Below are 9,124 nucleotides of genomic sequence, written 5' to 3' on the forward strand. Positions count from 1 at the left end.
GCCTGGCCGAGGGCCGCTGGTGCCACGGCCTCCACGCCGCCCCACCAGCGGTCGACACCGCCAGGATCGACCGCTGGTGGGGCGGCGTGGAAGCCGTGGCACCAGCGGCCCTCGGCCAGGCAGCGGCAGTCCCGGTGGGTGTGCCCGGGTCTGCGGCAGGAGGCGCAGTTGGCGGCCGGAACCTTGCGGCCGGCGGCGAGCGGGAAGACGGGCCAGCCGCGGCTCGCGCACCAGCGGGCGGTGGCCAGGGGGGCGGCGACCGGATGCGCGGAGTCGGACTGCCGTGAGGCGCTGCGTGAAGAGCGCAGCCCAGCAGGCATCTAGTTCCCCCATCAGCGACCAAAGCGACCCAACGACAGACACGAATTTTAGCGAAGTCGGGCGTCTGGTGGGGCAGTCGTGGCCAAACCCGAACAGCGAGTCGATGACCGAAGGTCAGAGCGGGCCCGCCGTGGCCGGACAGCTACCCAACGTTCGGGGCAGCGACCCACGGTCTTTCGGTCGCTGTTCCCCGCTCCGGGGAAAGTGGCAGCTCAGGGCTCTGGAGGCGACCGAACAGCGACTGAAGCGACTCAGCGACTCTATATATGACGCCAACGCGCACACGCGCGCACGCGCGTTACGTTTCATATACCCGGACTCTGAGTCGCTTCGGTCGCTGTTCTGTGTGGATCACCGCTCTGAGCTGGGGTTTCGTCGCAGCGACCGGAGCGACGGAAGGGGCTGCCGGTCGCTGTCCTCCAGTCGCTGCGGCGGGCGGCCGGCCTTGAGCGGGTCTTGATCCGGCCGAGACAGCGACTGAAGGCGGAGGGCCGGGGAGTGGCGAAAACGCGTCGAAGCGACCCGGGCGCCCGGGCCGGAGCCGGGGCGTGGGTCGCTTCGGTCGCTTGGGTCGCTCCCCTGGAAGGGGTCAGGACCGGGGGCCGGCGGTGCGCAGGCCGCGGCGGTTCTTGCGGCCCAGGAAGCCGGCGGCCACCAACTGGCGCAGAGCGGGCGAGGGTTCGTGCTCGGGGGTGCCGAAGTGCTCGAACAGCCGGTCCTGGATGGCCAGCGACACGTCCAGACCGATGGTGTCCAGCAGGGTGAAGGGCCCCATCGGGTAGCCGAAGCCCTGCTGGACCGCGGCGTCGGTCTCCTCCGCCCCGGCGCCCCGGCGCTCCAGCAGGGTCATCGCCGCCCCCAGATAGGGGAAGAGCAGGCTGTTGACGATGAACCCGGTGCGGTCCGGGCAGGTCACCGGGGTCTTGCCGAGGGAGCGGCAGAAACCCTCCGCGGTGGCCAGGGCCTGCGGGCGCACGGTGTCGGTGCGCACCAGCTCCACCAGCCTCATCAGCGGGGCCGGGTTGAAGAAGTGGATGCCGACCACGTCGCCGGGCCGGCCCGCGGCCCGCTCGCAGGCGGCGACGGACAGGCTGGAGGTGGTGGTGGCCAGCAGGGCGCCAGGGGCGCAGCGCGCGCCCAGTTCGGCGAACACCCGGCGCTTGACGTCCAGGTCCTCGGCGACCGCCTCGATCACCAGGTCGCAGTCGGCCAGCCGCCCGGCGTCGTCGGTGCTCTCCAGCAGCGCCAGGGCGGCGTCCCGCTGCTCCTCGGTGCGCCGGCCGCGGTGTACCGCGCGGGCCAGCGACGCGTCGACGGACTGCCGGGCCCGCTCGGCCTTCCCGGCGGTGCGGGCCACCAGGACGACCGGGCGGCCGGCGGTGGCGACGGATTCGGCGATGCCGCAGGCCATGGTGCCGGAGCCGACCACGCCGACCAGACGCACCGGCCGGGCCTCGGCGGCCGCGGACGGCTCGTCGGCGGGGGCGAGCCGGGCGCCGGTCTCGTCGTAGGCGTAGAAGCCCTCACCGCTCTTGCGGCCCAGGCGTTCGGCGGCCACCATCCGGGTCAGCAGCCCGGCCGGGGCGAACAGCGGGTCGCCGGTGGTGCGCCGCAGCTCGCTCAGCGCGGCGTGCGCGGTGTCCAGGCCGATGTGGTCCAGCATCTCGAGCGGCCCCAGGGCCAGCCCGCAGCCCAGGCGCATCGCGGTGTCGATCTCGTGGTGCGCGGCATAGCCCTCGTCGTACAGCGCCACCGCGCCGTTGAGCAGGCCCAGCACCAGCGCGGTGGCGTCGGCGGCCGGGCCCGCGCCGACCGCGACGGGCCGCAGCCCGGCGGCGGCCACCAGGCGGTCGGCGGCCTCGGCGGCCGCCTCGGAGGTGAGGGGGGTGCGCACCGGCTCGACCGGGCCGTCGGCGGCGGGCGGGGTGAACAGCCGCAGCCCCGCCAGGTCCTCGGGCCGGCCCGAGGCAAGCGCCAGGGACAGCAGGGGCAGCCCGGCCGTGGTGGTCAGCAGCGGGGTGCCGGGCGGGACGGCCTCGGCGACCTGGCGCAGCGCCCGGGCCTTGGCGGTGGCGTCCTCGGGCACCGCCTCGACGACGGCCTGGGCGGGGCGCAGCAGGCTGTGGTCGGCGGTGAGGACGACCTCGGGGGCGTCGGCGCGGCCGTCGTCCAGAGCCTTGAGCCGCCGGCCCACCCGGGCCAGCACGTCCAGGTCGGTGTCGACGGCGACGATCCGGTGCCCGGCGGCGTACAGCAGCGTGAGCAGCTCCTCGCCCACCGAGCCGAGGCCGACGATGCCCGTCAGCGGGGCCGGGGCGTGTTCCTGATCGGTCATGGCGGCTATCCCTCGCTCTCACGGAAGCGGTTGATGGCGTCGATGTGCCGGGCGCGCAGCTCGTGGTCGCGCACGCCCAGGCCCTCCTCGGGCGCGAGCGCGAGCACGCCGACCTTGCCCTGGTGCAGGTTGCGGTGCACGTCGTGGGCGGCCTGGCCGGTGTCCTCCAGCGAGTACACCCGCGACAGGGTGGGGTGGATCCTGCCCTTGGCGACGAGGCGGTTGGCCTCCCACGCCTCGCGGTAGTTGGCGAAGTGCGAGCCGATGATCCGCTTGAGCGACATCCACAGGTAGCGGTTGTCGTACTCGTGCCGGAAGCCCGAGGTGGAGGCGCAGGTGACGATCGCGCCGCCCTTGCGGGTGACGTAGACCGAGGCGCCGAAGGTCTCCCGGCCGGGGTGCTCGAAGACGATGTCCACGTCCTCGCCGCCGGTCAGCTCGCGGATGCGCGCGCCGAAGCGCTTCCACTCCCTCGGGTCCTGGGTGTGCTCGTCCTTCCAGAAGCGGTAGCCCTCGGCGTTGCGGTCGATGACCGCCTCCGCGCCCATCTTCCGGCAGATCTCGGCCTTCTGCGGCGAGGAGACCACGCAGATCGGGGTGGCGCCGCCGGCCAGCGCCAACTGGGTGGCGTAGGAGCCGAGGCCGCCGCTCGCGCCCCAGATCAGCACGTTGTCGCCCTGCTTCATGCCCGCGCCGTTGCGGGAGACCAACTGCCGGTACGCGGTCGAGTTGACCAGGCCCGGCGAGGCGGCCTCCTCCCAGCTCAGATGGCCCGGCTTGGGCATGAGCTGGTTCGCCTTGACCAGGGCGAACTCGGCGAGACCGCCGTAGTTGGTCTCGAAGCCCCAGATCCGCTGCTCCGGGTCGAGCATGGTGTCGTCGTGCCCGTCGGGCGACTCCAGCTCCACGCTCAGGCAGTGCGCCACCACCTCGGCGCCCGGCTTCCAGCGGTTCACCCCGGGGCCGGTGCGCAGCACCACGCCCGCCAGGTCCGAACCGAGCACGTGGTACGGCAGGTCGTGCCGGGCGCCGGCCGGGACGCTGCGGGCGTACCGCTCCAGGAACCCGAAGGTCGGCAGCGGCTCGAAGATCGACGACCAGACGGTGTTGTAGTTCACCGCGCTGGCCATCACCGCCACCAGTGCCTCGCCGGGCCCCGGTTCGGGCACCGGCACGTCGTGCAGGTGCAGCGACTTGCGCGGGTCCTTGTCGATGGAGGCCATGCCCTCGAACATGCCGGTGTCCTCCTTGCGGACCACGGCGCCGCGGTAGCTCTCCGGCAGGCGCAGACCCGCGAAGTCCCCGGGCGTCGCGTCCTCGCAGAGAAGGGCACTGATGATCTCGTCCACGTGGGTTCCCTGGTTCTCTCGGGGCCGAGGAGTGGTGAGCTGAGCGAGCACCACGATCGAGCGTGAGGGCCGCCGCCCGGGCGGGGCACCCCAGTGGGCCCCCAGTCGTGGGCGCGGGCCGGAGTCAGGGGCCTGTCAGGGGGGCCGTCGGCGGTGCCGCTCCGCCCATGCTGGGACCCGCCCATGCCGGATTCCGCCCATGTCGGGCTCAGGGCCTTGCACCCGTTTCGCACTCAGCGAGGAGACGAGGAGACGTCATGACCGGACACCCCGGCGCCAGCGCGTGGTTCAGGACCTTCCAGCCGGCCCCCGAGGCGCCGGTGCGGCTGGTGTGCCTGCCGCACGCCGGCGGCTCCGCCAGCTTCTACCTCCCCGTGGCCCGCGCCCTCGCGCCGCGGGTCGAGGCGCTGGCCGTGCAGTACCCCGGCCGGCAGGACCGGCGCGACGAACCCCCCGTCGCCGACCTGGAACGGCTCGCCGAGCGGATCGCCGACGAGCTGCGCCCGCTCACCGACGACGACCGGCCCTACGCGCTGTTCGGGCACAGCATGGGCGCGATCCTCGGCTACGAGGTGGCCCGCAGGTTGCAGAGCGAGGGCCGCGGCCCGCTGCGGCTGTTCGTCTCCGGCCGCCGCGCCCCGCTGCTCGACCGCGGCGACGAGTGGCAGCCCGGCACCGACGAGGAGGTCGTGAACGAGATACGGGCGCTCGACGGCACCCACGGCGACCTGCTGGACGACCCGGAGATGCGGGAGATGATCCTGCCGGCGCTGCGGGCCGACTACGCCGCGGTGCGCCGCTACCGCCACCGGCCAGGACCGCCGCTGGACTGCCCGGTCACCGCCTTCACCGGCGACGCCGACCCCAAGGCCCGGGTGACGGAGGTGGCCGCCTGGTCCCGGCTCACCACCGGCGGCTTCGAGCTGAGCGTGCTGCCCGGCGGGCACTTCTTCCTCGTCGACCGGCAGGAGCAGGTGCTGCGCACCGTGCGGGACCGGCTCGACCGGGTCCCGGCGGTGGCGTCATGACCGTGCACACCCCCGCCGCGGGCGGCCTCGGAATCCTCGGCACCGGCTCCTACCTGCCCGAACGCGTCGTGCCCAACGAGGCGTTCGGTCCGCTGGCCGGGGTGAGCGCGGAGTGGATCGAACGCAAGACCGGCATTCGGCAGCGGCACTACGCGGCCGACCACGAGGCCGCCTCCGACCTGGCCGTGGAGGCCGCCGTACGGGCCCTGGACAGCGCCGGCGCCGAGGCCGCCGACCTGGCCTGGATCATCGTCGCCACCTCCACCCCCGACCACCCGCAGCCGGCCACCGCCGCCTTCGTGCAGCACCGGCTCGGGGCGCACGGCGCGGCGGCCTTCGACGTCAACGCGGTCTGCGCCGGCTTCCTGGCCGCGCTGCACACCGGCGCCGCCCTCGCCGCCGCGCCCGGCCTCGACGGCCGCCCCCGCCTGGCGCTGGTCATCGGCACCGAGGTGTACTCGCGCATCCTCGACCTCGGCGACCGCAGGACCGCGCCGCTGTTCGGCGACGGCGCGGGCGCGGCGGTGGTCGGTCCGGTGCGCGCCGACCGCGGCCTGATCGGCACCGGGCTGCGCACCGACGGCCGCCTGCACGAGCTGATCGGCGTCACCGCCGGCGGCAGCCGGGTACCGGCCTCGGAGAAGACCGTGGCCCGCGGCGACCACTTCTTCCGGATGCGCGGCCGCGACGTACGGGAGTACGTCGAGCGGGAACTGCCCGCGGCCGTCGCCGGGGCGCTGGACGCGTTCGGGGTGCGGACCGAGGAGGTCGACCACTTCGTGCCGCACCAGGCCAACGGGGCGATGCTGCGCGAGGTCGTCGGCAGCCTCGGCCTGCCCGCCGCCCGCTGCCACCTGCCGGTGGAGCTGCACGGCAACACCGGCAGCGCCTCGGTCCCGCTGGCCCTGGACGCCGCCCACCGGGCCGGGGAGCTGGCCGACGGCGACGTGGTGCTGCTGGCCGGCTTCGGCGGCGGCATGACGATGGGGACGTGCCTGCTGCGCTGGGGGACCTGACGTCGTGAGCCCGGCCCGGCGGCTGGTCGGCCGGGCGGCCGGTCAGGTGGGCGCGGGCAGGCCGGCGGGGGCCGTCAGGGCGTCGAAGCGGCGGGCCAGGGACGCCTGTTCGCGGTCCAGGGCGTCCAGCCGGCGCCGCAGCCGGGCCAGCTCGTCCGCCGCCGGGGCCCGCGCCGCGTCCGCCGTACTCGCCGTGGCCGGGGCGGACCGCGGCGGCAGGTCGGGGCAGGCGAGGGCGGGCAGGTGGTTGAGGACCGCCTCCAGCCGGGCCCGCAGCGCCGGGCCCGGCTCCACGCCCAGCGCCGTCAGCAGACTGCGCCGGGCCCGCTCGTACACGCCCAGCGCCTCCGCCTGGCGGCCGCTGCGGTACAGCGCGACCATCAGCAGGTCGTAGAACCGCTCCCGCAGCGGATGGCCCGTGGTCAGCCGCTCCAACTCCCCGACGACCTCGCCGTGCTGCGCGCACCGCAGCCGCGCCCCGTACAGCGTCTCCAGGGCGGTCAGCCGGCTCTCCTCCAGCCGGTCCGCCTCCCGCGCGCCGATCGGCCCGTACCGGCTGTCCTGGAGCGCCGGGCCGCGCCACAGCGCCAGTGCGCGCTCCAGCACGGCGACCGCCTGCCACGGGTCCGCGGCGACCGCGGCGCGCCCCTGCTCCGACAGCCGCTGGAAGCGCCGCGCGTCGGTGTCGCACGGGCCCAGGCTCAGCTTGTAGCCGGTCGGCAGCGTGCTGATCCAGCCTCCGCCCGCCGCGCCGTCCGCCGGGGGCGGCGGCAGCAGCCTGCGCAGCCGGCCCACATGGGCCTGAAGGGCGTTGCCGGCCGCAGCGGGCGGCGCGGAGCCCCACAGCTCCTCGGTCAGCTCGTCCACCGACAGCAGCCTGCCCGCGCGCACCGTGAACGCGGCCAGCAGGGCGCGCTGCTTGGCCCCGGGCGGCACGATCTCCGCGCCGGTACGCCCGTCCAGCACGGACACCGGGCCGAGCAGCCGGAACTCGGGGTGCTGCCCGCCCCGTTCCTCGGGCGTGGATCCGGCCATGGGCGCTCCGTCGGCTGCTCGCTGCTCAGGTCACGCGCACGGTAGCCCCGGCGAGACCCTCGGGCCGCCGGCCGCGAGCCGTTCTGCACACGGGGTGCACAGGACGTCGAGCCGGGCCGCGCGCACCGCGGTCCGCCGCGCGTCACGGCTGGTCGGAGGCTGCTCGAACTCCGCTGGAGAGGACGGGGAGGGCGGCGCGTTCCGGGCTAGCTTCGGTAGCCGATGGCTTTGAGCCATCGGAGTGGTAGCTCGACCAGGTACGGAGGACACCATGGAGATTCGGGTTCTAGGTCCGTTGAGCGCCGACGTCAACGGGGGATCCATTGTTCCGACGGCAAGCAAGCCGCGCCAGATTCTGGCCCTGCTCGCCTTCTATCCGGGCCGCGTCGTGCCCGTGCCCACGCTCATGGAGGAGATCTGGGGCACCGAACTGCCGCAGAGCGCCATGACCACGCTCCAGACGTACATCCTTCAGGTGCGCAGGCGGCTCGGCACGGCCATGGGGCCCGACGAACCCGGCTCGGCCAAGGACGTGCTCGCCACCCGGCACGGCGGGTACCTGCTACAGATCCCGCCGGACTGCGTGGACGTGCACCGCTACGAGCAGTGGGTGGGCACGGGGCAGAGCGCCCTGGAGGCCGGCGACGACGAGAAGGCGTCCACCGCCTTCCGCTCCGCCCTGGCCATGTGGAACGGCCCCGCCCTGGTGGACGTGCGGGTCGGCCCAGTGCTGGAGATCGAGGTGCTGCGGCTGGAGGAGAGCCGGCTGGGCACCGTCGAGCGCCGCATCGACGCCGATCTGCGGCTGGGCCGGCACACCGAGCTGATCGCCGAGCTGACCGATCTGATCGCCCGGCACCCGCAGCACGAGGGGCTGCACTCGCAGGCGATGGTGGCCCTCTACCGCTCGGGCCGGCAGGCCACCGCGCTGGACGTCTACCGCAGGCTGCGCGCCCGGCTCATCGAGGAGCTGGGGGTCGAGCCCTCGCCGCAGCTCCAGCGCCTGCACCAGGCCATGCTCGCGGTCGACCCGGCGCTGGACCTGCTCAGCGGACGGCGGCGCAGCTCGACGTTCGACCTGTACGCCGTGTGAGGCCGGGGATCGGGAACTCCGGGGCGTGCGGGCCCCGGTAGGGGCGGCCCCGGGGCGTGCGGGTCCCGGGGCGGCCGCGGTGCGGGCTGCTCAAGCGGTCCTCCAGCGGGCTCGTAGATCCTCGGCTGCGGCGAACGCGACGAGGAGGGACGGCACATGGCCGACCAGCAGCCCGTACGGCTTCACTGCTTCGCACACGCGGGAGCGGGGATCTCGTCCTTCTACGGATGGCCCCGCGACCTCGGTGCCGGGGTGCGGTCCGTGCCGCACCTCCTGCCCGGCCGCGAGTCGCGGCGGCGCGAGCCGCGGATCACCGGCCGGGACGCCCTGCTGGCCGATCTGCTCGACCGGTTCACCCCGGCCGCGGCGGCCGAGCACACCCCGGACGTCCCGTACGTCCTGTACGGGCACAGCCTCGGCGGACTGGTCGCCTACACCCTGACCCGGGCCCTGCACGAGCGCGGCCTGCCGCTGCCGGCGCTGCTCGCGGTGGGGGCCTGCCCGCCGCCGAGCGCGCCCTCCGACCTGTCGGACGCCTGCGACACCAGCGACGACGAGCTGTTCAGGCTGCTCGGCGACGTCGGCGCGCTGCCGGACAACGCGCAGCCCGGCGGCTTCTGGCACCGGGCCGTGATGCCGGTGCTCCGCGACGACCTGACGCTGGCCCACGTGCTGCGCGCGGCGGCCCGCGAGCCGCTGCCCGGCGGGGCGGCGCCGCCGGTGCCGCTGCTGGTCGTGACCGGCGCCGGCGATCCGCTGGCCCCGCCCGGGGCGGTGGCGGGCTGGCGCGACTTCACCACCGGGCCGGTGGTGTTCCGCACCGTGCCCGGCGACCACTTCTTCCTGCGCGAACCCCCACTGCCGCGGCTGCTCGGACGCGCCTGCCGGGTGGTGGCCCGCACCTCGCTCGCGCCTGCGGCGGCGTGACGGACGCGGACCCCGCGGCG

8 protein-coding genes are annotated in these 9,124 nt (G+C 74.9%); 4 read left to right on the forward strand and 4 right to left on the reverse strand.

Features of this window, described 5'->3' with window-relative positions; genetic code table 11:
• From C6N75_RS19035 to ccrA, 3 genes are all read right to left on the reverse strand, one after another.
• Positions 1-320: bifunctional DNA primase/polymerase (locus C6N75_RS19035; RefSeq protein WP_407703244.1), on the reverse strand; the 320-nt coding region annotated here is incomplete at its 3' end.
• A 590-nt stretch (positions 321-910) separates the two neighbouring features.
• A complete protein-coding gene (locus tag C6N75_RS19040; protein WP_258177496.1) occupies positions 911-2,656 on the reverse strand; it encodes a 3-hydroxyacyl-CoA dehydrogenase family protein in 1,746 nt (581 codons plus the stop codon).
• A gap of 5 nt (positions 2,657-2,661) precedes the next feature.
• On the reverse strand, positions 2,662-4,005 hold the full coding sequence (gene ccrA / locus C6N75_RS19045; RefSeq protein ID WP_105870115.1) for a crotonyl-CoA carboxylase/reductase: 1,344 nt from the start codon (positions 4,003-4,005) through the stop codon (positions 2,662-2,664).
• A 257-nt stretch (positions 4,006-4,262) separates the two neighbouring features.
• On the opposite strand from ccrA, the gene C6N75_RS19050 reads away from it, so the two are divergent.
• The gene (locus tag C6N75_RS19050) at positions 4,263-5,033 is read left to right on the forward strand and encodes a thioesterase II family protein (RefSeq protein ID WP_105870116.1); all 771 of its coding nucleotides are present in this window, start codon (positions 4,263-4,265) and stop codon (positions 5,031-5,033) included.
• On the forward strand, positions 5,030-6,049 hold the full coding sequence (locus C6N75_RS31110) for a 3-oxoacyl-ACP synthase III family protein (protein WP_219852892.1): 1,020 nt from the start codon (positions 5,030-5,032) through the stop codon (positions 6,047-6,049). The genes C6N75_RS19050 and C6N75_RS31110 overlap by 4 nt, the downstream gene beginning before the upstream one ends.
• Positions 6,050-6,091: 42 nt before the next feature.
• On the opposite strand, the gene C6N75_RS19060 is transcribed toward C6N75_RS31110, so the two are convergent.
• Positions 6,092-7,084 (reverse strand): AfsR/SARP family transcriptional regulator, encoded by a 993-nt coding sequence (locus C6N75_RS19060; protein ID WP_105870118.1) that lies wholly within the window; start codon positions 7,082-7,084, stop codon positions 6,092-6,094.
• A 271-nt stretch (positions 7,085-7,355) separates the two neighbouring features.
• Here C6N75_RS19060 and C6N75_RS19065 point away from each other — a divergent pair, with 271 nt between their 5' ends.
• Entirely contained in the window at positions 7,356-8,177 is an 822-nt protein-coding gene (locus C6N75_RS19065) for an AfsR/SARP family transcriptional regulator (RefSeq protein WP_105870119.1), read from the forward strand.
• A 156-nt stretch (positions 8,178-8,333) separates the two neighbouring features.
• Positions 8,334-9,104 (forward strand): thioesterase II family protein, encoded by a 771-nt coding sequence (locus C6N75_RS19070; protein ID WP_105870120.1) that lies wholly within the window; start codon positions 8,334-8,336, stop codon positions 9,102-9,104.
• Positions 9,105-9,124: the final 20 nt, after the last annotated feature.

It is taken from the genome of Streptomyces solincola (assembly GCF_002982015.1).
GTDB classification, from domain to species: domain Bacteria; phylum Actinomycetota; class Actinomycetes; order Streptomycetales; family Streptomycetaceae; genus Streptomyces; species Streptomyces solincola.

What these genes read in the sequence shown, in the direction of transcription:
- C6N75_RS19040 (WP_258177496.1), bottom strand. Translation starts at nt 2,656, where the DNA reads ATGACCGATCAGGAACACGCCCCGGCCCCGCTGACGGGCATCGTCGGC.
- C6N75_RS19050 (WP_105870116.1), top strand. Translation starts at nt 4,263, where the DNA reads ATGACCGGACACCCCGGCGCCAGCGCGTGGTTCAGGACCTTCCAGCCG.
- C6N75_RS31110 (WP_219852892.1), top strand. Translation starts at nt 5,030, where the DNA reads ATGACCGTGCACACCCCCGCCGCGGGCGGCCTCGGAATCCTCGGCACC.
- C6N75_RS19070 (WP_105870120.1), top strand. Translation starts at nt 8,334, where the DNA reads ATGGCCGACCAGCAGCCCGTACGGCTTCACTGCTTCGCACACGCGGGA.
- C6N75_RS19065 (WP_105870119.1), top strand. Translation starts at nt 7,356, where the DNA reads ATGGAGATTCGGGTTCTAGGTCCGTTGAGCGCCGACGTCAACGGGGGA.
- C6N75_RS19060 (WP_105870118.1), bottom strand. Translation starts at nt 7,084, where the DNA reads ATGGCCGGATCCACGCCCGAGGAACGGGGCGGGCAGCACCCCGAGTTC.